We start from the raw sequence: 577 nt of genomic DNA, 5'->3' as shown, positions 1-577 counted from the left end.
GTAGATCTTGCCGCCGACCACCAGTCTCCCGGCGACGAAGGCGCCCGACAGGTCGACCTGGCCGTGTGCGAGAAAATCGTCCGTCAGCTGCAAACTGGTTCTGACGATGAGTTGCCGAGCGGAGATGGCTACTCCTCCGGGGTTGTGGAACGCACCCTTGCTGAGAACAACGCGTCCCCCGACCTCTGAACCGACCAGGTCGACCTTTCCGGCAGCGCTGAAGCCGTGGCCGAGCAGGAGGTCTCTGGTCACCTTCATTCCCCGGGCGTTGAGGGCAGCCTCTCCCGTGCCAGTCTGCGTGACCGTACCGCAACGCCATTCGATGTTTCCGTGGATGACGGCGTCGGCCAGCAGCACTTTCCCCTCCGCCAGAAAAGCGGCCCCGTCGGTCTCCTGTTCCCACTGGGCCCGTCTCAGGAAGACGTCCCGCCCGACGGTGAGGCCAGCGGCATCGATCGCCGTGTCCGAGGGGTGGAGGAACTGGCCGCCGTCGCACATGAGGTTCCCGCTGATGGTCGCCCCTGCGAGCAGCACCCGCCCGCGCGCGGTGAATCCGTCCTGGCAGAGCATGTTCTGT

Annotated in this window: 1 pseudogene; it reads right to left on the bottom strand. The window is 65.7% G+C overall.

Features of this window, described 5'->3' with window-relative positions:
* Positions 1 to 577: pseudogene (locus ABD323_RS44280) on the bottom strand (hypothetical protein); the annotation flags it as partial.

This window comes from Kitasatospora nipponensis, assembly GCF_039528135.1.
GTDB lineage: Bacteria > Actinomycetota > Actinomycetes > Streptomycetales > Streptomycetaceae > Kitasatospora > Kitasatospora nipponensis.
This window is presented reverse-complemented; position numbering and strand designations above follow the sequence as displayed.